Origin of the sequence: Bacillus sp. FSL R9-9410, from assembly GCF_038050385.1 — a bacterium.
GTDB classification, from domain to species: Bacteria; Bacillota; Bacilli; order Bacillales; family Bacillaceae_G; genus Bacillus_A; species Bacillus_A cereus_U.
The window spans coordinates 4,217,285-4,241,568 of the sequence record NZ_JBBOTV010000001.1 but is presented as its reverse complement, the minus strand read 5'-3'; the positions used below and the strand labels follow the sequence as shown (position 1 = coordinate 4,241,568).

Sequence of the window (24,284 nt, the reverse complement as noted above, 5' to 3'; positions counted from 1 at the left end):
AATAAAAGGTTCCTACCGATAGTGGTAGGAACCTTTTTGTTTAATCAAATTTTAATTTCTTTAATGCTTCTGCGAATGGATTGTTTAATGGTTCTTCTTCTTTGTTCTGTTGTTTCATATACTTTTGGACGTCACGTTTATCAGCTTTGCTGCCAGATTCTTTTTTACGTCTCTCTTGGAATGTAGAAAGTTTCTCACGATAGCCACATGTACATGCGAAAATTTGGCCTGCTCCTTCACCACGAAGTTCTAGTTTCTTTTTACACTGAGGACAGCGTGCGTTTGTGGTGCGGGATACATTTTTACGGTGACCACATTCGCGATCTTGGCATACAAGCATTTTTCCTTTTTTACCGTTTACTTCTAACATTGGTTTACCACAGTCTGGACAAGACTTCGTTGAAATGTTGTCGTGCTTATATTTTTTATCGCTTGATTTAATTTCAGCAACAATTTCCTTCGTATAGTTCTTCATTTCTGAAATGAATACTTCTTTCTTTAATTTTCCTTTAGCGATAGCTTCTAACTTTTGCTCCCATTCACCAGTTAGTGTAGGAGATTTTAGTTCTTCTGGCACTAAATCAAGTAACTGACGGCCTTTTGAAGTAATATGAATATCTTTACCACGTTTTTCAAGTAAGAACGAATTGAATAACTTGTCGATAATATCAGCTCGTGTAGCTACAGTACCTAATCCACCAGTTGACTTTAACGTGTCAGCAAGTTGTTTGTTTTGCGTATCCATGTATTTTGTTGGGTTTTCCATCGCTGAAAGTAATGTTGCTTCATTAAAGCGCGCAGGTGCTTTCGTTTGACCTGATGTTTGGACAATTAGTTTTACGTTTAATGTATCGCCTTTTTCGATGCGAGGTAAGATTTGTTCTTTTACATCATCGATTGCATCATCATCTTCAAATCGATTTTCATAAACTTCTTTCCAACCAGCATGTAAAATCGTTTTTCCACGTGCGATGAACGTTTCGTCACCAATTTTCGTGCGCAATGTTAGTTGTTCATATTCAAAGGCCGGGAATAAAACAGCTAAGAAACGTTTTACAACTAAGTCATAAATTTTACGTTCTTTATCGGTGAAAGCTGAGAAGTTTACATAGCTCTCTGTTGGAATAATTGCGTGATGATCACTTACTTTACTATCATCAACAAATGATTTATTAGATTTTACAGGTTTCTGCAATACTTTATGTGCTAAAGGACGGTATTCTCCAACTCCGCAAGCCTTCAGACGCTCTGGAAGTGTTCCGACAATATCAGATGAAATATAGCGTGAATCTGTACGAGGGTACGTTAAAACTTTATGCTGTTCATATAATTTTTGCATAATGTTTAATGTTTCTTTCGCAGAGTAACCAAATATTTTATTCGCATCACGTTGTAGCTCAGTTAAATCGTAAAGACCAGGAGCGAACGATTTCTTTTGTTTTTTATCAATGTCTACAACAGTAGCATTTTGTTTACTAATTTTGTTCACGATTGCATCAGTTTTTTCTTTATTAAAGCTACGGCTATTTCCTTTTGTATCTTGCCAAGTTAGCTTTAATCTCTCAGCTGTTTGAGCTTCGATACCATAGTAAGTTTGAGCTTTGAAATGTTTGATTTCATCTTCACGGCTTGCAATCATGGCTACAGTAGGTGTTTGAACACGACCACAATTTAGTTGGGCATTAAAGCGAGTAGTTAATGCTCGAGTCGCATTAAGTCCGATATACCAGTCAGCCTCTGAACGTGCGACAGCTGAAGCGTATAGATTGTCATATGCTTTTCCTGGTTTTAAATTTGCGAAGCCATCTTTAATTGCTTTATCGGTAACAGATGAAATCCATAGACGTTTAATCGGTTTCTGCATTTTAACTTTATCGATAATCCAGCGTGCGACCAACTCTCCCTCACGACCGGCGTCAGTAGCTATAATGATTTCATTTACATCTTTTCTAAGAAGCTGACTTTTTACAGCGTTAAACTGTTTCCCTGTTTGTTTAATAACGGTTAGTTTTAAACGCTCCGGTAGCATTGGTAAATCTTCTAAATTCCACTGTTTATATTTCACATCATAGCTTTCTGGATCAGCTAATGTAACGAGATGACCTAAAGCCCAAGTAACAATATATTTACTACCTTCAAGATAGCCGTTCCCTTTTTTATCACATTTCAGTACACGTGCGATATCACGTGCAACAGAAGGTTTTTCAGCAATTACAATACTTTTTGCCATATTTAAAAACATCCTTTCAAATTTCCATACGTTAAATATAGCATACATCTTTGTTCTATTCAGTCTTGCTGACGGTTTGAGTTATTTGTGGTGAAATATACGTGTGAGAGTTTTACTTATATAAAGGCGAAGAATGGTTGAACCAGGAGAGTTCTGATCTCTATCATTCTATAAAAGTAAAGAACTTGTTATTTTACTAGAATAAGAGTAGACTTTGAAGTAGATGAATAATAAACACATGGGAGTTTGTGGATGCAAACTGAGAGTATGACTAGTCCGTCATTGACCATTTGAACCTGTTGGATAATGCCAGCGTAGGGAGAGTGTAAAAGCACATGTTCAGGCACTTTGCGTACGCGCAAAGTGCCTTTTTGTGTATCTCCCATCACTATAGTTAGGAGATGAAAAGGATGAATATGAAAGAAATTAGTAAAGTAGTGGATTTGGTGAGAGAGTCTAATCCACTCGTGCATAATATTACAAATGTTGTTGTAACAAATTTTACAGCAAACGGTTTGTTAGCATTAGGAGCATCACCTGTAATGGCGTATGCAAAAGAAGAAGTAGCAGAAATGGCTAGCATTGCGGGAGCCCTTGTTTTAAATATGGGTACACTTCGTCCTGAAGAGGTAGAAGCGATGTTACTTGCTGGTAAATCAGCAAATAAGAATGATGTACCAGTATTGTTTGATCCAGTTGGGGCAGGAGCAACTTCTTATCGAACAGAAGTTGCGAGATATATTCCAGCTGAAATCGATTTAGCTGTTATCCGCGGGAATGCAGCTGAAATAGCTAACGTTATTAATGAGAAATGGGAAATTAAAGGTGTAGATGCTGGTACTGGAAACGGTAATGTTGTAAATATTGCAAAACAGGCAGCGGATGAATTAAATACAGTTGCGATAATTACTGGACAAGAAGATGTTGTTACAGATGGAGAGCGAACTATTCTTATTCGAAATGGACATCCTATTTTAACGAAAGTTACTGGAACAGGTTGTTTACTAACTTCTGTAATAGGAGCATTTGTAGCGGTAGAAAAGGATTATGTAAAGGCAGCAGTAGCCGCATTAACATTCTATGGAGTAGCAGCAGAAATAGCGGCTTCGAAAACAGTAGAGAGTGGACCAGGAAGCTTTCAAATTGAATTTTTAAATCAGTTAGCGAATACAACTTCAGATGATATTGAGAAGTATGGAAAGATTGAGGTTATACAGTAAGGAGGGGAACTAGATGTCGCGCATTACAATGGATAAAATGTCTAGGGTATTACCAGTATATTTTATTATGGGAAGTAACAATTGTACGAAGGAGCCACTACAAGTATTGAGAGATGCACTAGAAGGTGGTATAACAATTTTTCAACTTCGTGAAAAGGGAGAAGGGGCTTTAACGGGAGAGAAACGTATTGATTTTGCGAAAGAACTACAAGCGCTTTGCAAGGAGTACGGTGTACCATTCCTCGTAAACGATGATGTGGAACTAGCCCTCGAGTTAGATGCAGATGGCGTGCATGTTGGACAAGATGATGAAGGAATTACATCTGTTCGTGAAAAGATGGGAGATAAAATTATCGGTGTATCTGCCCATACAATTGAAGAAGCACGCTTTGCAATTGAAAACGGGGCTGATTATTTAGGAGTTGGCCCTATTTTCCCAACGAGTACAAAAAAAGATACGAAAGCTGTGCAAGGAACGAAAGGTTTAGCTCATTTTAGAGAACAAGGAATTACAATGCCGATTGTTGGTATTGGTGGGATTACAATTGAAAATACAGCTGCGGTTATAGAAGCGGGTGCGGACGGTGTTTCAGTTATTTCAGCAATTAGTTTAGCGGAATCTGCTTATGAAAGTACGAGGAAATTAGCTGAAGAAGTAAATAAAAGTTTGTAGAAAAAGCCCATGTAATATTTTAAATGCTATATGGAGGAATAGACTGCCAAAAAAGTTTAAACAAACGTTTGATTAAAAAAGCACAAACCTTTTTAAATAAAGGTTTGTGCTTTTTCTTTAAAACATAATGGAAATTAAGAGCATTCCAATTCCAATAGAAGTAAAGGTTGCGATCAGGCCCGGAATCATAAAGCTATGATTTAAAACATATTTACCAATTCCTGTTGTACCAGTGCGATCAAAATTAATTGCAGCAACGATTGTCCCGTAGTTTGGAATGAAGAAGTATCCATTTACCGCAGGGAACATTGCAATAAGTAATGCCGGCGGAATACCAAGTGATAGTCCAAGTGGCACTAAAGCACGAACTGTTGCTGCTTGGCTATACAGTAAAATAGATAGAATGAATAGTGCGATAGCAAATAGCCATGGTGCACTTGTTACTAAGTGTTGAATTGATCCTTGAATTATATTTAAGTTTCCATTGAAGAACGTATCTCCCATCCAGGCGATACCAAAAATAGCAACAACTGCTGTTGCGCCTGCTTTAAAGACGTTACCAGTTACAATGCTTTCCACATTTGGTTTACAGAAAATAATAATAAGAGCAGCAATGGTTAACATGACCATTTCAATTGTGTTTGGCATTGACAGACGAATTAATTTCCCATCAACCATCCATCCTGGACGAAGTGTTTCAAATGAACCGAGAAGTACAACAAGGAAAGTTGCGACTAGGAAAAGAATAACTGATAATTTCGCGCCTTTTGAACTTACAAATTCTTTTTTCTCTTCAAGTTTAGGAATCATTCCCTCTTTTAATCGCTTCAAGTATTCAGGGTCTTCATTTAATTCTTTTCCCATTTTACTAGCAACGAATGCAGCTACCATACAAGCGATGAAAGTAGAAGGGATACTGACTTTTAAAATATCTAACAGGGTGATTTTATAGTCGGCTAACATTGCTAAAAGTGCAACTGTTGCAGCCGATATTGGACTAGCTGTAATTGCCTGCTGGGAAGCGATAACGGCAATTGACATTGGTCGTTCAGGTCTAATTCCTGATTCACGAGAGACTTCCGCGATAACAGGAAGTACAGAATAAGCAACGTGACCAGTGCCAGCACATAGTGTGAATAAATACGTAACAATTGGAGCGAAAAAAGTAATACGCTTTGGATTTTTTCGTAAAGCTTTCTCAGCTAGATGAACAAGATAGTCCATCCCTCCAGCGGCTTGCAAAGCACCGGCAGCTGTAATTACTGATAAAATCATAAGCATTACATCAATAGGAGGGGCTGTAGGTTGTAAGTGGAAGACGAAAACAAGTATTGCCATACCAACGCCACCCATTACTCCTAGACCAACTCCGCCTAGGCGTGCGCCAATAAAAATGCAGAGTAGTAACGTAAGAAATTGTAGCCAAAACATGATAAACTACCTCCGAAATTCGTAAGTTAAGATATATTCGAATAATTTAATTTGAATGAAAATTAAATAAACATCCGTAATAATCCTTATTTTATATACATTTTTTATTATATAACACAAGAAATGTAACATTCACGTACTTTGTTAAATTATTTCGAAAAAATAATCCGTTAAAACTTTATATTTATATGTACAAATGGGTGGACATTTTAATTTTTATGTTGTAATCTTTGAAAGAGAATATTGTAATTCTCATAGAACTCCCATATCGTTCAACTCGTTCAGCGAGAAAGGCAAACTTATGGAAACATGAGGACGCAAAACTACAGGAGCTAAGGTCGAAAGGCTATGCTAGCCAGTTACCGGACGGATAGGGTTGGTCTTGGCCAATGTTTTTACATTGGTCTTTTTTTATTCTCGAACATATTGAGAATTATTTTCAAGCAAAATATTCGTATATTTTGTTTTTTTGTTTTTAATTTTGATAATTAAGGAAGGTGAATATTAGTGAAAAAGTATTGGCATAAGTTATCATTTCTTCAAAAGAACGTCTTATTAACTGTCTTAGTTATTTTGACGCTTGTTGGAAGTATGGGTGCATTAAGCTTCAACATGTTTCAAAATAGTATGATGTCTTTATTTGAAAGACAGTCTATTGAAACGGGAGAGATAGTGCTAAAAAAACTGGATGTAGAATTAGTTAGAGACATGACGAAAGATCCTACAGCCGAAAGAGTGAAAAAAGAAAAGTTAACAGAGCAATTAGATGAAGTGTCAAAAGAATTGAAAAGTGTTGGACAAACGTATGTTACAGGAGCAAAAGCGAATGAAAAGCGAGAGTTACAACTCGTTGGTTTGACTACAGAGTTAACAAATGCAGTCCCTGTAAAGCCGGGAGATTATTATGAACAACCCGCTCATTGGATGAATGCATACGATAAAGTGATGGATACGAAAAAGGCTCAGATGACAGAAGTATATGAAGATGAATTAGGTTCGTGGGTGACAATATTAGAGCCAATTACAGATGGAGAAAACAATATTGTTGCAATTGTTGCGGCTGACTTAGATGCTTCTATCGTTCCTAGTACAAAGAAGAATTTTGTGATACAGGGTATACTCTTTATTATTATTTCATTAGCAATTGCAACTATTACTCAATTCTTTATCGTACGTCACTCGTTAGCTCCATTAAAAGATTTACGAGAGGGATTACGTAAGATTGGTGAAGGTGATTTAAGTATTAAATTAAAAGAAAGACCAGATGATATTGGAATTATTAATATATATTTCAATAATACGATTGATAAATTTAAAGGAATTATAGATAAAGTAAGACAGACTGCTGAGCAAGTTTCTTCTTCTTCACAAGAATTGTCGGCAAGTACAGAGGAAAACAGTATGGCAGTTCAAGAGATTGCAAGTTCTATTGAAGGTTTAAGAGTAGGAGCGCAATCTCAAGAAACTTCAGTACAACAATGCCTAGGAATTGTACATGGAATGGAAAATAAGGTAGAAGAGATAACTGGGGCTGCGAAACAAGTTGCAGTTGCTTCAGAAGGTATGGAGCAACATTCAATTGAAGGTAATGAAGTCATTGGACAAATCATTAATCAAATGAGTTTAATCCAAAATGCAGTACAAGATTTATCTTCTATCATCTATTCGTTAGAAACAAGGTCAAAAGAAATTAGTGATATTGTAACTGTAATTACAGGTATTTCAAATCAAACAAATTTATTAGCCTTAAACGCTTCTATTGAAGCTTCACGTGCTGGAGCAGCTGGAAGAGGGTTTGCAGTTGTTGCTGATGAAGTGCGCAAATTAGCAGAACAAACTGAAACGTCAGCGAAAGATATAGCGAAATTAATTAGTGAAACGCAGACTGAAACAGAAGAGGCTGTAGTTTCAATGCAGAAAGGTTCAAAAGAAGTAGAATCTGGAATTACTCTTGTTCAAAGTAGTGGTGCGTTCTTCGAGAAAATTTCAAAGTCAGCACAGTCTGTTACAGATCAAGTTAGGGCTGTTTCTAGCAACTCAGGTGATATTTTACAAAATAGCCAGAATATCGTTCAAGTCGTAAATGAATTATCACATATCGCGAATACTTATGCGAATAGCAGTAGTAATGTTGAAGAAAGTATGAAGGAGCAAGAAATATCAGTACAAGATATTGCAGAATTGGCGACTTCTTTAAGTTGGCTTTCTCAGGAATTACAAGAGCTAATTGGTGAGTTTAAAAGCGAATAAGGAGAAAGTGAAATTCTAATCAGGGGTTGGTTTATCCAACCCTCTGATTATGAATTGAACCAATCTGCCTGTAAATACGGGATGAAAAAAGGTGTGGATTTTCACACCTTTATTATATTTAGGAAAGGAATTTACATAAATATGAAATTAGCGATTTCTTATAATGAGATGGTAAAAGAATTTTTAGGAAAAGTAGAAGGAAGTATTAAAATACCTAAAGATGCGCAGGAGATGGAGTTTAGAATAAAAGGAAAAACTATACCATCTCCAAAACTGACTCATATTGTAGATTTAATAGGAGCAACTGCAACGTGGTTATATCATATTTCTAAAGAAAAGCACATTATCGTGCTCTATCATACAAGAGGAAGTTTATTTCCTATTACTATTGAAGTTTCTAATTATCTCTCCTATGAAAGTTTGAATTTGCAGATTGTAGAGCAAGTGGAACAAATCCAAGAAATGAATGAGGAAGAAATAGGAGAGTTTCAAAACAGTAATAATTCATCTGAAATTTCACCTATTATTATTGGTGAAACGTATTATGATTTACAAGACAAGAATACGTTACAATTTGTATTGAATAAAAATATGCAAAGTGTAGAAATGATATTTAATAGTGTTAATTGGAAAGAGACAACAATTATTCGTTATGCACAACAAATAAATGGTGTTTTAATTGATGCATTACAAAATACAAGTAAGTATATAAAGCATTTTAATATTATTACAGAGGCCGAGATGGCACTTTATAATCTAGTGAATGACACGACAGCAGTATACCCTGAGAAAAGTATTGTCGATATGTTCTACAAAACTGTTACTCAATTTCCGAATCGTACAGCTTTATCTTCAAAAGAGGGTACTTTAACATATGAGGAACTAAATAAAAAAAGTAATCAAATAGCCCATCTGTTAATTAAGAACGGTGTGCAGTTAGGCGACTATGTTGGAATATTTATGAAACGTAGCATAGACACAGTAGTAAGTATGGTGGCCATATTGAAAGCTGGTGCAGCGTATGTTCCAATTGATCCAGATTATCCAGAAGGTAGAATTCAGTACATTATTCAAGATAGCCAAGCGAAAGTTATTTTAATGAAAGAAACACCTATAACATGTGATGAGGTTCAAACTGTCTCAATTTATGATAGTGAAACTTGTGAGGCTACAGATGTAAAGTTGTCTATTCATTGTGATGATGTAGCATATATGATCTATACATCTGGTTCAACAGGAAATCCAAAGGGAACGATGTTAGCACATAGAGGTGTTATTAACCTGTACACTTGGATGCAAAGGCAATATGAATTGATAGAAGAAGATGTATTTGCACAATTTCCTTCCTTTAGCTTTGATGCTTCTGTATGGGAGTCATTCGCTTCTTTATTTTGCGGAGGAAACTTGTATGTATTATTAGAGGAAGAGCGATTGTCTGTAGAAGCATTTGCAACTGCAATCCATAAAGTAAAAGCGACTTCAATCTTGGCGTTGCCGACAATTTTTGTTCGACAAGTAGCAACTTATTTAGCAAAAGAAGATGTATATAAGCTAGCTTCCTTAAAAAGAATTGCTATTGGCGGTGAAATGTTGCCTGTAGAGGTTATTAAATTGTGGAGAGAAAGAATAGGTACAAATGTTGAAATTCATAATGTATACGGACCAACAGAATGTACTGTAGTGACGACAACCTATCAAATACCTAGTCAGTTGAATGAGGATGATGCGAGTATCCCAATTGGTAAGCCATGTGCTAATTATCAAGTTATAATTTTGGATGAGAATATGAAGCTTTGTCCAATTGGTGTACCTGGTGAATTGTATATAGATTCAGTAGGATTAGCAAAGGGGTATTTTAATAAGCCTGAAAAAACAGTTGAAGCTTTTATTCCAAACCCTTTTAATCCTATAGTCAATATATATAAAACAGGTGATATTGTTAAACTATTAGAAGATGGAAATATAGAGTTTTTACATCGGAAAGATGATCAAGTAAAGATTAGAGGACATCGTATTGAATTAGGAGAAATTCAAAGTAAAATTTCTCAAGATCATAATATAAAAGAAAATGCTGTTTTTGCTAAGAAGAGTAAGGAAGGTAGCCAATATTTAATTGCATTCTATACAACTTTAAACAAAAAGGAAATACCAGAATTAGTTTATCAGCTACAAGAGCAGTTACCGGATTATATGGTGCCATCTAAACTAATTTATATTAATGAACTACCACTTACACCAAATAAAAAGATTGATGTTAAGAAGTTAGCCCAGTTAGAAGAAAAGTACGAGCCGATCCGTCTACAAGAATATGTTGCGCCTTCTACTAAAGCAGAAAAACAGATAGCGAACGCTTGGGTGGAGGTATTAGGGGTTTCAAAAATTGGAGTGCATGATGATTTCTTTACAATTGGTGGACATTCATTGAAGGTATTACGAGTCTTAACATTGTTAAAAGAAGATTTTTCACACTTAACAATTCAGGATTTCTTTAAAGAAAGAACGATATATGGATTAGCTAGAATTGAGAGAGAAGTAAAAGTAGAGACAGAAGAAGTGTTCCGTGAATATAAGGTGATTCATGAACCGGATACCATTACTTATTCAAATGCTTTGGAAGACATCCACATTTCAAATGTCTTTTTAACAGGAGCTACTGGTTATTTGGGGTCGCACATATTATATGAATTACTGAGAGATACATCTGCTACTATTTATTGTTTAGTAAGGCCGACAAAAGATGTGCAGCAAAGAATTATCGATACATTAGCAAGTTACTTTAATGATATATGTGAAGAGTGGTTACAGCGTATACAGGCTGTACCTGGTGATCTCGGAGAAGAGTATCTTGGGATGAGCGAAGAGGAATTCACTTTAATTAGTTCTAAGATTGATACGGTAATTCATTGTGGTGCAGATGTAAGACATTTTGGAGATGTAAAACAATTTGAAAATGTGAATGTCCAAGGCACGGGCCGTATGCTAGCATTAGCTGAGAATGGTGCTACATTCCACTTTATTTCTACAATTGGTATTCCAATAGATTTAGCGGTAGAGCAATGGGATACATATATGGAAACAGGTGATTTCAATTATAATGTAGAGTTAGAGAATGTGTATTCCGATAGTAAACTACAGGCGGAAAATCTTGTTCGTGAAGCTTTGAAGAGCGGCATACAAGGGAATATTTATCGTGCAGGTAACCTAGCATGTCATTCAGAAACGGGTTCGTTCCAACAAAACATTGAAGGAAATGCATTTTATCGTCTTATTAAAACGATGCTTCTAATTGGAAAGGCACCAAATGTGAAGTGGAAGGTTGATTTTACACCAATTGACTTTGCCAGTAAGTCGATTGTATCGTATTTACAAGATCAAAAAATTGTAGGAGAGACGTTACATATTTGTCATCCACATCAAATTGAATTTGAACATTTTATAAAGTTAATTGAGGAATGTGGATACAATCTTGAAATGGTTCCACTCTCGCAATATATAAATATGGGGCTTATATTAGCGAAGGAAGATGAAGTAATAGCAGAGCTAATTGCTTCTCAAGTTGCAGGAGATGGAGCACAGCAATCTGAAATTGTAATGGGTACTCGTAGAACGAATGAATGGATTAAGAAAAAAGAACTGGTAGTGCCAGCGATTAATAAAGAATTTATTCAGCAATTATTAGCTCATGGTGAAGAAGTTGGATATTTTCCGAAAATAATGAAATGATATGTACGCTTTTGTTTGTTCAATAAAATAAATCATGCTACAATGAAAACGAATTAAGAACCGGGGAGCCAATTGGCTGAGAGGATGTAAGTATACATCGACCCTCAACCTGATCTGGATAATGCCAGCGTAGGGAGTTACTTTAAAGTGATGTAGCATAAGTTATTCTATAATAACTTGTATACAAGGCTTTCCTACATGGTAGGAAAGCCTTTTCTTTTTTTGAAACCATATTTTGTAAGGGGGATTTTATTATGTCACAACAAGTTACAATTTCATTTTCAGTAGTACCACAAGCGAAGAACAAAGATGTGTATTCCGTTGTTGATAAAGCAATTGAAGTTGTACAACAGTCGGGAGTTCGTTATGAAGTAGGGGCAATGGAAACAACGTTGGAAGGAGAATTAGATGTACTTCTTGACGTCATTAAACGCGCGCAACAAGCTTGCGTCGATGCTGGAGCAGAAGAAGTAATCACTTCTATTAAAATTCACTATCGTCCAAGTACGGGCGTAACGATTGACGAAAAAGTTTGGAAGTACCGTGATGAATATGCAAAACCAGAAGCGATCTAAAATAATCACAACAATTTGGCTTATCCTTCTCATTGCTATATGGGAAGGATCTGTTTCATTATTTAAAATTGAGCCGTGGATTTTACCGAAGCCGTCTGCAATTGTGCAAGAGTTAATTGGAATGAAAGATTTACTATTACCGAATACAGTGCAAACGTTACAGGAAGTAATAATTGGGTTATTTTTTGCAATTTTACTTGGGACGAGTATTGCTATCATTATGGATGTCATCCCTTTATTTCGGATTTTACTGAATCCGTTGCTCGTTATTTCGCAAACAATTCCAATCGTTGTGCTTGCACCATTATTTATTATTTGGTTTGGATACGGAATGTTGCCAAAAGTAATGGTTGTTATTCTTGTTTGTTTCTTCCCAATTGCACTTAGTATTTTAGAAGGGTTCCAAACGGTAGATAAAAATATGCTGAAGTTGTTACAAACGATGAAGGCCACAAAGTGGCAAATTTATCAGAAAGTAAAATTTCCAGCAGTGCTCCCGTACTTTTTCTCAGGTTTAAAAATAGCTGTTACATATAGTGTGATGGGAGCGATTATTGGGGAATGGCTTGGTGCTAGCGAAGGATTAGGAGTTATGCTTACAAGAGCAACGAAATCCTTTTTAACGGCCCGGGTATTTGGTGTTGCAGCGATTATCGTCATGGTGACACTATTTCTATACTTTATTGTTGAATTTATGGCAAGAATAACAGCACCATGGATATACAGAAAGGGCGGCAGAAAATGAAAAAAGGTTTAAAAATTATGTTAGCTGCATTATTAGCAGTTGGTGTTGCCGGATGTAATACGGCGAAGAAAGAAGAGAATACAAGCAAAGAAAAGAAAGTGAAAGTCGTTTTAGATTGGTTCCCTAATACAAACCATACTGGTTTATACGTAGCGAAGACGAAAGATTATTATAAAAAACAAGGATTAGATGTAGAAATTATTCAACCAGGTGATAATGTTACAGCGGAACAAATGATAGCTTCAGGAAAAGCTGATTTTGCAATAAGTGCACAAGAAAATGTAACGTTAGCTCGTGTTGAAGGTATTCCTGTTGTATCTGTAGGAGCGATTATCCAGCATAACACTTCAGCTTTTGCATCACTTAAAAAAGATAATATGACGTCACCAAAAGATTTTGAAGGTAAACGTTACGGCGGCTGGGGGGGACCAGCAGAAGAAGCGACGTTAAAGACGATTATGGAGAAACATCAAGCTGATTTTAATAAAGTTGAAAAAATTATTCTTGGACAAACAGATTTCTTTAAATCAATCGGTCGTGATGCAGACTTTGAATGGATTTATTATGGATGGGATGGAATTGAAGCGAAGCGTCAAGGAAAAGAGTTAAATACAATTATGGTGAAAGACTTAGATCCAGCGCTTGATTTCTATAGTCCTGTTATTATTACAAGTGAAAAACATACGAAGCAAGATAAAGATTTTGTGAAAAAATTTATGACGGCAACGACAGAAGGTTATGATTTTGCAATTAAAGAACCGAAAAAAGCTGCGGATATTTTAATTAAAGCTGTTCCAGATGTGAATAAAGAATTAGTACAAGAAAGCCAAAAGTGGTTAAGTACAAAGTATCAAGATGATGCAAAAGCGTGGGGAGTACAGAAGGAAGAGATTTGGACAAATTACATGAATTTCTTATATGACAACAAAGTTATTAAAAAGAAAATCGATGTAAAAGATGCCTTTACAAATGAATTCCTTCCAAGTGAAAAATGAGTGGATTACAAATAAAAGATATTGTAAAAGCTTTCGATGGAAAGAATGTATTAGCAAATATTAGTGCTTCTATACAAGAGGGAGAATTCGTCTCTTTTGTAGGTCCAAGTGGTTGTGGAAAAAGCACTTTGTTAAATATGATCGCGAGTGTTGAAGAGCCAACGAGCGGAGAAGTGTTTTATAACGAGGAGTATGTAAAAAAACAAGATGTTGTTAGTTATATGCCGCAACAAGATTTATTACTACCGTGGCGATCGGCTTTGCAAAATATCGTTCTTCCATTGGAAATTGAAGGGAAGCCTAAAAAACAAAGGCTGACAGAAGGAATGGAAGCATTAAAGCAGTTTGAGCTAGATGAATATGCGGACCATTATCCAGATGAGTTATCAGGTGGAATGCGTCAAAGAATTAGTTTCCTTCGCACATATTTATGTGAAAAGCCAATTATGCTGCTGGATGAGCCTTTTGGAAAATTAGATGCATTTACAAAAATGGAAGTACACAGTTGGCTTTTAAATTCTTGGCATCAAGAAAAGCAGACAATTGTTATGGTTACACATGACTTAGATGAGGCAATTTTACTTTCTGATCGCGTATTTATTTTATCTCAAAGACCAGCATCAATAGTTGGCGAGGTACAAGTGGAATTACCTAGGCCGCGAACGATGGATATGTTAACATCTCTTGAGTTAAAGAAGGATAAGGAAGAAATTTTAAGAGTATTGGCTCCTTACATGAAAAAATAGAAAAAGTCTTTTAACAGTTTTTGGTATAATTGCTGTTAAGAGGCTTTTTTATATAGGGGGAAAAAGATGAAATCTATAGGGGAAATAGTGGATTCATTGACATCGGATAAATTGGAAGAAGGAACAAAAGAAAAAATAGAGAATAGAATATAAGAGAGTAGTTTATACTCTTAATATAACAAATGTTAAAGGAGTGAAAGGATAAAATGACTTTATCAACTGTTCTTCAAATGGTTTTAGCTTGATATGGGAGAAGTCTGCCCATTTTTAACAAATAAGCTAAATTGAAGACAGCAGGTAAAGAACCTTAATCCTTTCTTACGATAATATGTAATGGGTAAGGTGTATTCACCTTACCCATTTTTTATATGTATAACTAAATAAGGCTTTATACTGTTGTTCTCTCTATTTAGCTTATGGATCATAAGAAAAGGAGAGAGAAAAAATGAGTATATTAACAGTAGAAAATGTAAGTCATTCATATGGTGAGAAAACCATTTTATATAATACGTGCTTTCGATTATTAAAGGGTGAACATGTTGGGCTAGTAGGGAAAAATGGAATTGGAAAATCAACATTATTACGCTTGTTAACAGGAGAACTTATACATGATGATGGGAAAATTGAATGGTTTCCACATGTGAAGATTGGCTTTTTACAACAACATATAGATTTGCAAGAAGGTATAACAATTGAAGAATATTTGAAAAGTGCGTTTTCTAATCTGTATGAGTTGGAACGTGACATGTTAAAACTTACAGAAGAGATGGCTGGAGCAGGAGAAGTAGGAAAATTGTTAGTAAGGTATGGAGAGTTACAAACTATATTGGAGAATTCTAATTTTTATCAAATTCATACAGAAATTGAAGAAGTAGCAACCGGCTTAGGCTTGTTTGAAGTAGGAATGGAAAAGGATGTTTCAAAGTTAAGTGGTGGTCAACGGACAAAGTTGTTACTTGGGAAACTCCTTTTAGAAAAAGCGGATGTTTTATTATTAGATGAGCCAACAAACTATTTAGATACAGTGCATATAGAATGGTTGCAATCATATTTACAAATGTATGAAAAAGCTTATATTATCATTTCGCACGATGAAATATTTTTGAACAATATTACGAATGTTATTTATCATCTAGAGGAGCGCGCAATTAATCGCTATGTAGGTGATTACAATAGTTTTCTGCGTAATTATGAACTGCAAAAGAAACAATTACGAGCAGCATATACGAAACAGCAAAAGGAAATTGCACATTTAGAGAGTTTTATTCAAAAAAATAAAATTCGTAAAGCGAAACAAGCGAAAAGTCGTGAAAAAGTATTAGAGAAAATGCAAAAGGTTGAAAAGGTCAACGATGTATCTCGTGCCCGTTTTGATTTTAATGTTTATACTGAGCCTGTGAGTCGTATATTACAGGTAGAGAAACTGAAAATTGGTTATGGTGAACCGTTATTTCCAGAATTGGATTTTCAAGTGAGAAAAGGGGAAAAGATTGCAATTATTGGTCATAATGGGATTGGAAAAACAACAATGTTAAAAACATTACTAGGACAAATAAAACCGTTAAGCGGTTCAGTTTCTGTTGGGGAACGAGTAAAACCCGCTTATTTTGTACAAGAGGAATTTTCCTCAGAAATAACTGCACTAGAGAGAGTATGGGCAGGAAGACCAGACATGACAAGAAAAGAAATCCGACAAGTATTAGCAAAGTGTGGATTGAAAGAAGAACATGTATTAAAACCTATTCAGTTATTAAGTGGAGGAGAACAAACAAAAGTACGATTATGCGAACTTATCGTAACTAAAAGCAATGTTTTAATTTTAGATGAACCAACTAACCATTTGGATACAGAGACTAAGACGGCTTTACAGGAATCGTTAAAACAATATAAAGGTACAGTTTTAATTGTTTCACATGAGCCCTCTTTCTATAAAACGTGGATAACAAAAGTATGGAATATTGAAGAATGGAACGTTTAAAAATAATCACAAAGAAAAGGCATTAGCTTTTATGAGCTAATGCCTTTTCTTTGTGATTAACATGATTTTCGAGAACTCTCAAATGAGAATTGTATGAAAAAGAACTCTTATGGTGCGCTTATAAGCGCACCATAAGAGTTCTTTTTATTTGGTTATATTTATAATAATACTAGATGCCTTTCCCTAATAGGCTACTATCTTTTTTATATATATAGATAGTTTGAAATGGAATGGAAATGATTCCTATATGTAAAGGATAATGTGATTAGTATGGGAAGACAATAGAACTTAAAGGAAATTCATGTAAAATTCAGATGAACTTCACGCGAACTTCATATTAGAAACTAAATATAATTATAATAGGTTATTATAATATAAATTGTGATTTTTCATAAAATTAAAAGTTTGAATTTAGGATAGAGCACTCAAACCTAAATTCAAACTTTAGTGAAATAATTAATGGAGGTTACGTTTAGTTTTCGTTAATGGATGCATTTACAAGTTCGGCGGGATTGCCTGTTCCTGCCCCTCCGATTGTAACTGATCCACCAGGAGGAATTTCACCATTCCATCCTGCATTCGTAATTACGTAATGATTATTTATTTTACTACTAATTTTAGAATCCCAAACTTGTGTTAAATTGCCGTTATAATCAAATTCTAATTTCCAGTTTTTAATAGGGGTCGTTCCGCTATTTTTAATTATAATTGAGAAGTTGTAACCACTTCCCCAATTTGAAGTGACTGAAAAGGTAGCATTGCCATTTCCACCAGGAGGTGTTGTGTTAGCATCATCTGTTTTTATAAGAATAGAAGTAGGTTGTGATTTGTTACCAGCAGCATCTTTTGCTAATACTGAAAATGTGTATTCTGTATTAGGTTTCAAGTTTTTAATTGTAATGCTATTTGTTGTTGTACTCCATTTCTCTTCGCCGGCAGTAATTTCATATTCCGTAACTCCTACGTTATCAGTAGATGCAGTCCAGTTTAATTGAACTGAGTTTGAATTTTTATTTGTAACAGAAATGTTTTTTACATTTGTTGGTGATTCAGTATCTTTTTGAGTAATAGGTCCACCAAGTAATTCTTTTACTAACGTATCAAGTAATTTTGGTCCACTACAACTATATTTTGGACTTGTACGGCAATCCCCGCTTAGTTCCCAAAACATTGCGCCACTTAAACCTTTTGTCTTTATATAGTCTGTTTTATATTTCATAGATTCGTTGTCATCATAGCTAATAAACGTGCCTGTAGTCGCATTATATAAATAAGGTACTTTCGCTACATCGTTCCATCCGCGAACAAAACCATTTTTATTCACATAATTAGCTGCTAAATCACCATAATCGTACACACCTGTGTCACCGGTAGAATAATCATCCCAAGTACCTTTAGAAGCGAGCTTTCCGTCACTACCTGGTTTACAAGGTTGGTATTGCCCATTATTTTCTTTTCCGCAACTTTTCCATCCACGTCCGTAAAAAGGTACACCTAATACGAGTTTATCCGCTGGAACCCCTTCATTTGTATAAATGTCTATCGCACCATCTACGTAAAATTTCGTATCCGCTGCGGGGTCATTTGGATCTTTGTATAGTGCAGCATTATGGTTAGAAGTAGCTTCCCATCCACCGTGGAAATCGTATGTCATAATATTAATCCAATCCAGTATTTGAGAAATCTTCTTTAGCTCTGTATGATCCGCATAACGTTGGCTTGCACCTGACGCGATTGTTAGTAAATATTGTTTACCATCTTCTGCACCAGCTTTCGTTAATGCATTTCGAACATCTTGAAGGAGAAGGGTGAAGTTTTGTTTATCTTCAGGACGATAACTACCACCAGGAATCGTTTCAACACCCGGGTATTCCCAGTCTAAATCAACGCCGTCAAATCCATATTCGCGAAGAAAAGCTACTGTAGATTCAACGAATACTTTTCTTGTTTTTTCATCAGCGGCCATATCAGAAAAGCGGTTAGACCAAGTCCAGCCACCAACTGAAATAATTGTTTTTAAGTGAGGATACTTAGCTTTTAATCGTTTCAGTTCTCCGAAATTTCCACAGCGGGCATATTTATCACAATCTTCCCAAGTTGTACCCGATCCGGGATAAGATTTTGTGACATCAGCCCATGGTTCACCGAGTACGAGAGTGCCATTAGGGACCTCTTTATTTTGCAGTGGTACACCAGATTCTTTACAGTTCCACGTTTGTTTATTTGGATTATCGGGGTGAGTAGAAGGGTTTCCATGTTTTCCATTCCAGCAAATATCAGCGAAAGCATAGTTTAAATGAGTTAGCTTTGATGCATCAATGTCTGCAACTTGATAATTACGTCCGTAAACGCCCCATGAAGGAAAATACCCTACAATTTTTTGACCTTGCTTTGGTGAATCTGCTAATGCGAAATTTGGAGTAATAAAGTTTGTGAGAAAAAGAGGTAAGAAAAGTAGTAGGGATAGTAATAGCAGCGTGAATTTTTTTGATCTCATAGTCATTTCTCCTTTCAAAATAAAAGATATATTTAAAGGCATGCGCCAATAAACCAAAGTGAATCTAGACGTATGAAACGTCTAGATAAAAATGATCAGACATCACGAAGTCTATACAAGGGAGCTGGGGGTGATTAAATCGTAGCAAATGCAAGATTTGGTGTAAACGCTTTATTTGATTCACAAAGATTTTCTCAATATTAAATGGCTCTAATACAGACTACACATGAAAATAAAATATTGATTAGGGAGGAAAAGGCTCCTTGTAATTAAATTTGAGAAAAAATTGTATAAAGTCAATTTGTAATAGCGTAGCAAGATGAGAAAATATCATGTAAAATAATAGTAAAAATATGTAAAGGAGCGAATGGTGTGGATGTCTTTTTGAGCATTGCTGAAGAAAAAATTCGACAAGCAATACGGAATGGTGATCTCGATCATATTCCGGGGAAAGGAAAACCACTACAATTAGAAGACCTTTCAATGGTAACTCCAGAACTTAGAATGAGTTATAAAATCTTGAAAAATGCAGGTATGATTCCACCAGAAATGGAACTACAAAAAGATATATTAAAAATAGAAGACTTAATTGCGTGCTGTTATGATGAAGTAGAGAGAAAAGAATTACAAGAAGAGTTAACAGCAAAAACGCTGCGTTTTCAGCAGGTAATGGAAAAGAGAAAGATTAAAGATAGTTCAGCTTTTCGTATGTATCAGGGTAAAGTATTTCGTAAATTACGCTAAGAGGGATAAGATGAATACATTTGAAACGATAGAAGAATTAGCGACATATATTGAAGGACAACAATTAGTACTGCTGTTTATTAAAACGGAAAATTGTGGTGTTTGTGATGTTATGTTAAGAAAAGTAAATTGCGTATTAGAGAATTATGATTACGTAGAGAAAGTAGAAATATTACTACAAGACATGCAAGAGGTTGCGGGGCGATATGCAGTATTTACAGGGCCAACAGTTTTATTATTTTATAATGGAAAAGAGATCCTTCGTGAATCGCGCTTCATTTCACTTGAAAATTTAGAGAGAACCATTCAATTATTCGAAGATTAAGGGAGGCTTTTATATGGAATTTATTATTGTCATACTATTATTTGTTGTAGTTGGAACGATCGTAACAGCAGTTCGATCAAACAAAAAGAAGGTAAATCTTACAAAACAAAATAACATTCATAATTCATCCAACAGCTCATCACCATTATTTTTCTTTGCTGGATCGGATAATGATAGCTCGCACGATGGAGGTTCACATGATTGCGGAGGTTCTTTTGGTGGAGATAGTGGAGGTAGCTGCGGTGGTGGAGGCGGCGGTGATTGATGAGAATACGCCTTATAGGGGGCGTATTTCTTTTTAAACAAACGTTTGATTAAATATTTTTAACATGCTAGGGGAAATGAAAAGGGAACCGTATTTCTTACTAAATTAGGATTTAAATTTGGAATAATACATATGATTCGAATGTGGTTTGAAAGTACGTTTTCTTAAATAAGGAGTATAGCCTCTTGCGATAGAGGTTTTTTATTTGTTATTATTAGACTGAACGGTCGGTTTAAAGAGGTGTGAATATGAGAAGAAGCGCAGAAGAGATAAAGAAAGAAATTGCCTATAAAGCAGAAAGTCTGTTTTCACAGAAGGGCTATGCAGCTACATCTATGGAAGAGATTTGTGAAATTACAGAGAGAAGTAAAGGAAGCATTTATTATCACTTTAAAAGTAAAGAAGAATTATTTTTATTTGTAGTGAAACAGCATACGTATGATTGGCTTGAAAAATGGAATGAAAAAGAGAAGTTGTATAGTACTAGTACTGAAAAACTATATGGTCTCGCGGAATATTATGTAGAGGACATACAGCAACCCATTTCAAATGCAATAGAGGAATTCTCTATGAGCCAAGTTGTAAGTAAAGAAATTCTGGATGAACTGTTAGCTTTAACTAGAGAATCATATGTTATGGTTGAGAAATTAATTGAAGCAGGTATACAGTCTGGAGAGTTTCAAGAAGATGATACGCGTGATCTTATGTATATTGTGAATGGATTATTATCGGGGCTTGGAGTACTTTACTACGAGTTAGATTATAAAGAGCTGAAACGTATTTATAAAAAGGCAATAGATGTATTGTTAAAAGGAATGGCAGCTGAATAATAGGTCAGTTGCTTTTCTTACAAAATAAATTAGACCGAACGGTCGGTTTATGAAAGGGGAATGAAAATGAACGCTTTATTTAAAAACCGAGCATTTATGCTCGTTATGGCATCTGATATTTTACAACAATTTGCAATTTGGATCAGAAATATGGCTCTTTTGTATTTCATAATGGAGCGAACGAATAATGATCCAGTTTCAGTTTCTTTGTTATCGGTTATGGAATATGCACCTATTTTTATTTTCTCGTTTATCGGTGGGGCGCTAGCTGATCGCTGGAATCCGAAAAGAACGATGGTTGCTGGAGATGTATTAAGTGTACTGTCTATTGTAGGAATTGTCTTGTTGTTAAAGCTGGATTATTGGCAGGCTATATTTTTTGCAACACTCATTTCCGCGATTGTAGGTCAGTTTTCTCAGCCATCATCTTCGCGTATATTTAAACGCTATGTAAAAGAAGAACAGGTAGCAAATGCGATTGCATTTAATCAAACATTACAGTCGCTATTTATGATTTTTGGACCAGTGGTAGGATCGCTTGTGTACACACAACTTGGTTTATTTACGTCACTATATAGCTTAATTATTTTATTTTTGTTATCTGCTATCGCTCTTTCATTTTTACCAAAATGGGTGGAGCAAGAGCAATTGGCGAGAAGTTCATTAAAAAATGATATAAAAGAAGGTTGGAAATACGTTCTTCATACGAAAAATTTACGTATGATTACGATCACTTTCACCATTATGGGCTTAGCTGTTGGACTAACGAATCCATTAGAAGTGTTTCTTGTAATAGAACGGCTTGGAATGGAAAAAGAAGCCGTTCAATATTTAGCCGCAGCTGATGGAATCGGTATGTTAATTGGTGGTATTGTTGCTGCAGTTTTCGCTTCAAAAGTGAATCCGAAAAAGATGTTTGTATTCGGTATGAGCATATTAGCGATATCATTTTTAGTAGAAGGGTTATCTACATCATTTTGGATTACTAGTTTCATGAGATTTGGAACAGGTATTTGTTTAGCTTGTGTTAATATCGTTGTCGGTACGCTTATGATTCAACTTGTACCAGAAAATATGATTGGCAGAGTAAATGGAACGATTTTACCACTTTTCATGGGGGCAATGTTAATTGGAACTTCACTAGCTGGAGGATTGAAGGAGATGACCTCACTAGTTACTGTATTTTGTATAGCAATGGCACTTATTTTATTTGCGATAGGTCCGGTTTTACGTATGCAAATAAAGAAAGAAGATATTGTGAATCGAGAGGAAATGACGAATTGATTAGTTTCGAAATAGCTATTGTAAGGGAGCATAATTGCTCCCTTTTCTTGTGGCAATCTTTTGACAATGACATGCCCCAACTATATACTGATGTTGTAAAAATAATTTTACAGGTTAGGAGAAAGATGTGAAAAATCAAATCTATGCATTACGCACTGAAAATAATATTTCACAAGGTGCATTAGCGGATAAGTGTAACGTATCAAGACAGACGATAAATGCAATTGAGAATAATAAGTATGATCCAAGCTTAGCGCTAGCATTCCGGTTAGCAGAAGTATTAGGAACAACTGTCGATAAACTATTTTTGTACAAGCTGTAGAGTTTTTAATTGTACGACGTTATCGTTAAAAATAAAGGGAAAGATCCTCTTCTCGTTTGAAGAGGATCTTTTTCTTATATTGTTTTAGTTTTCGGATTAGGTGGTGTAACGGACGTATCATTTTCAGGTACTCTAGTTAATAAGAATCCGCCGATAATAAATAGGACAATAATACTAAGGACACCAGCGTTCGTTTTTCCTGTTAATTGTGTTGTGACACCTACTAATACTGGACCCATAATTGCTGCGAATTTACCAAAGATATTATAAAATCCGAAGAATTCATTTGCAGATTCTTTCGGTACTAGTTTTGCGAAATAAGAACGGCTAAGTGCTTGAATTCCGCCCTGAGAAGTAGCAACTAACATTGCTAAAATCCAGAAATCTAGTGTCGTTTTTAAGAAATAAGCATATATGCAAATAATGATATAAATAATAATACCGACATATAGCATTTTTTTACCGGTAAATGTTTCTGATAGTTTTCCATATAATAAAGCGAATGGACAAGCGACAATTTGTGTTACAAATAAGATGATTAATAGATTGGTTGCACTAATACCGAGATCTGTTCCGTAAGCGGTAGACATAGTGATAATTGTATCTACCCCGTCAATGTAGAAAAAGTAAGCTATTAGGAACATAAATACAGTTTTATATTCTTTAATATTTTTAAAAGTATTAGCAAGGCGCTTGAAGCTCATTGCAATTGGTCTTGGATGGCGTTCAATATAGTGTGTTTGCTCTACGTTTTTTAGCATTGGAATTGTAAATAGTCCCCACCAAAGAGCTGTTATTGCGAAAGAAATTTGACTAGCAATGCCGACTGATAAGGGGATAGTTCCTTTTTGAGAAAGAATAATAAGAGCAATACAACCGATAAAAGGAATTGTGCTCCCAATATAACCTAATGCAAAGCCTCTTGTAGAAATTCGGTCCATTCTATCTTTAGATGTAACATCTATTAAAAATGCATCATAAAAAATATTTGCTCCAGCAAAGCCGACTAATGCGAGCATATAGCATCCTAGTAATAAGTACCACTGAGATGTTGGAACAACTGCTAGCATACTCGTAAATACGATACCGAGTCCAAAGAAGAATGTGAAAAATCGTTTTTTAAATCCCTTATAATCAGCAACTGTGCCGAGAATAGGAGCGAGTATAGAAATTAAAAGTGTAGCGAACGAGTTTGCATATCCCCAATAGGCTGTTGAAGTTGCACCAGATAGTCCAGCTTCTTTTGCAGCTGCTTTAAAGTAAATTGGAAATAATGCAGTTGTAATGACGAGCGAATATACCGAGTTTGCCCAATCATATAATATCCAGCTTTTTTCTTGTCTGGACATTTTTTTCATATAATGTTCCCCCTTAAATTTGTTCTACTAACAGTGTACAAAAATAAAAATTGTAAAAAGAGAAACAGGGATGATTTTTACATAACTTTTACA

19 protein-coding genes, 1 pseudogene and 3 riboswitches are annotated in these 24,284 nt (G+C 35.3%); of the genes and pseudogenes, 16 read left to right on the top strand and 4 right to left on the bottom strand.

The window, feature by feature from the left end; translation table 11 throughout:
• Positions 1-40: 40 nt before the first annotated feature.
• Positions 41-2,230 carry a DNA topoisomerase III gene (gene topB, locus MKX77_RS22020; protein ID WP_341307797.1) on the bottom strand — a complete coding sequence of 730 codons (2,190 nt, stop codon included), beginning with the start codon at positions 2,228-2,230 and terminating at the stop codon, positions 41-43.
• 228 nt (positions 2,231-2,458) lie between these two features.
• A riboswitch (TPP riboswitch) is annotated at positions 2,459-2,568 on the top strand.
• A gap of 72 nt (positions 2,569-2,640) precedes the next feature.
• Between topB and thiM the strand changes: the two genes are divergently transcribed.
• On the top strand, positions 2,641-3,450 hold the full coding sequence (thiM, locus tag MKX77_RS22015; protein ID WP_098167864.1) for a hydroxyethylthiazole kinase: 810 nt from the start codon (positions 2,641-2,643) through the stop codon (positions 3,448-3,450).
• A 13-nt stretch (positions 3,451-3,463) separates the two neighbouring features.
• Positions 3,464-4,123, top strand: a complete 660-nt coding sequence (gene thiE / locus MKX77_RS22010) for a thiamine phosphate synthase (protein WP_341307796.1) — start codon at positions 3,464-3,466, stop codon at positions 4,121-4,123.
• Positions 4,124-4,240: 117 nt separating this feature from the next.
• Here the strand turns inward: thiE and MKX77_RS22005 are convergent, their stop codons facing one another.
• Positions 4,241-5,554 (bottom strand): anaerobic C4-dicarboxylate transporter family protein, encoded by a 1,314-nt coding sequence (locus MKX77_RS22005; protein ID WP_215555108.1) that lies wholly within the window; start codon positions 5,552-5,554, stop codon positions 4,241-4,243.
• A gap of 282 nt (positions 5,555-5,836) precedes the next feature.
• Positions 5,837-5,921: riboswitch (cyclic di-GMP riboswitch) on the top strand.
• Positions 5,922-6,061: 140 nt separating this feature from the next.
• Between MKX77_RS22005 and MKX77_RS22000 the strand changes: the two genes are divergently transcribed.
• From MKX77_RS22000 to MKX77_RS21970, 7 genes are all read left to right on the top strand, one after another.
• Positions 6,062-7,804: a methyl-accepting chemotaxis protein gene (locus MKX77_RS22000; RefSeq protein ID WP_215555109.1), complete on the top strand. Its 1,743-nt coding sequence runs from the start codon at positions 6,062-6,064 to the stop codon at positions 7,802-7,804.
• Positions 7,805-7,945: 141 nt separating this feature from the next.
• Positions 7,946-11,527, top strand: coding sequence for a non-ribosomal peptide synthetase family protein (locus tag MKX77_RS21995; protein ID WP_341307795.1), 3,582 nt, complete (start codon positions 7,946-7,948; stop codon positions 11,525-11,527).
• A gap of 51 nt (positions 11,528-11,578) precedes the next feature.
• A riboswitch (TPP riboswitch) is annotated at positions 11,579-11,680 on the top strand.
• A 101-nt stretch (positions 11,681-11,781) separates the two neighbouring features.
• On the top strand, positions 11,782-12,102 hold the full coding sequence (locus MKX77_RS21990) for an MTH1187 family thiamine-binding protein (protein ID WP_000082898.1): 321 nt from the start codon (positions 11,782-11,784) through the stop codon (positions 12,100-12,102).
• A complete protein-coding gene (locus tag MKX77_RS21985; protein WP_341307794.1) occupies positions 12,074-12,847 on the top strand; it encodes an ABC transporter permease in 774 nt (257 codons plus the stop codon). Before MKX77_RS21990 ends, MKX77_RS21985 begins: the two co-directional genes overlap by 29 nt.
• Positions 12,844-13,842 carry an ABC transporter substrate-binding protein gene (locus MKX77_RS21980; protein ID WP_341307793.1) on the top strand — a complete coding sequence of 333 codons (999 nt, stop codon included), beginning with the start codon at positions 12,844-12,846 and terminating at the stop codon, positions 13,840-13,842. Before MKX77_RS21985 ends, MKX77_RS21980 begins: the two co-directional genes overlap by 4 nt.
• A complete protein-coding gene (locus MKX77_RS21975) occupies positions 13,839-14,588 on the top strand; it encodes an ABC transporter ATP-binding protein (RefSeq protein WP_002139487.1) in 750 nt (249 codons plus the stop codon). The genes MKX77_RS21980 and MKX77_RS21975 overlap by 4 nt, the downstream gene beginning before the upstream one ends.
• Before the next feature lie 445 nt (positions 14,589-15,033).
• A complete protein-coding gene (locus MKX77_RS21970; RefSeq protein ID WP_341307792.1) occupies positions 15,034-16,566 on the top strand; it encodes an ABC-F family ATP-binding cassette domain-containing protein in 1,533 nt (510 codons plus the stop codon).
• A 472-nt stretch (positions 16,567-17,038) separates the two neighbouring features.
• Here the strand turns inward: MKX77_RS21970 and MKX77_RS21965 are convergent, their stop codons facing one another.
• Positions 17,039-19,063: a glycosyl hydrolase family 18 protein gene (locus tag MKX77_RS21965; RefSeq protein ID WP_341307791.1), complete on the bottom strand. Its 2,025-nt coding sequence runs from the start codon at positions 19,061-19,063 to the stop codon at positions 17,039-17,041.
• A gap of 372 nt (positions 19,064-19,435) precedes the next feature.
• Between MKX77_RS21965 and MKX77_RS21960 the strand changes: the two genes are divergently transcribed.
• The 7 genes and pseudogenes from MKX77_RS21960 (at position 19,436) to MKX77_RS21930 (ending at position 22,833) form a co-directional block, all read left to right on the top strand.
• Positions 19,436-19,807 (top strand): DnaJ family domain-containing protein, encoded by a 372-nt coding sequence (locus MKX77_RS21960; protein ID WP_341307790.1) that lies wholly within the window; start codon positions 19,436-19,438, stop codon positions 19,805-19,807.
• 10 nt (positions 19,808-19,817) lie between these two features.
• The gene (locus MKX77_RS21955; protein ID WP_341307789.1) at positions 19,818-20,132 is read left to right on the top strand and encodes a thioredoxin family protein; all 315 of its coding nucleotides are present in this window, start codon (positions 19,818-19,820) and stop codon (positions 20,130-20,132) included.
• Positions 20,133-20,145: 13 nt separating this feature from the next.
• Positions 20,146-20,397, top strand: a complete 252-nt coding sequence (locus MKX77_RS21950; protein ID WP_000394370.1) for a hypothetical protein — start codon at positions 20,146-20,148, stop codon at positions 20,395-20,397.
• Between the two features lie 84 nt (positions 20,398-20,481).
• Positions 20,482-20,565 (top strand): annotated as a pseudogene (locus MKX77_RS21945) (histidine kinase); the annotation flags it as partial.
• An 80-nt stretch (positions 20,566-20,645) separates the two neighbouring features.
• Positions 20,646-21,227, top strand: a complete 582-nt coding sequence (locus MKX77_RS21940; protein ID WP_002124986.1) for a TetR/AcrR family transcriptional regulator — start codon at positions 20,646-20,648, stop codon at positions 21,225-21,227.
• Between the two features lie 66 nt (positions 21,228-21,293).
• On the top strand, positions 21,294-22,511 hold the full coding sequence (locus MKX77_RS21935; RefSeq protein ID WP_341307788.1) for an MFS transporter: 1,218 nt from the start codon (positions 21,294-21,296) through the stop codon (positions 22,509-22,511).
• Positions 22,512-22,638: 127 nt separating this feature from the next.
• Complete coding sequence (locus tag MKX77_RS21930) at positions 22,639-22,833, top strand: helix-turn-helix transcriptional regulator (RefSeq protein WP_215555115.1); 195 nt, start codon at positions 22,639-22,641, stop codon at positions 22,831-22,833.
• Positions 22,834-22,907: 74 nt separating this feature from the next.
• Here the strand turns inward: MKX77_RS21930 and MKX77_RS21925 are convergent, their stop codons facing one another.
• Entirely contained in the window at positions 22,908-24,191 is a 1,284-nt protein-coding gene (locus MKX77_RS21925) for an MFS transporter (protein WP_215555116.1), read from the bottom strand.
• Positions 24,192-24,284: the final 93 nt, after the last annotated feature.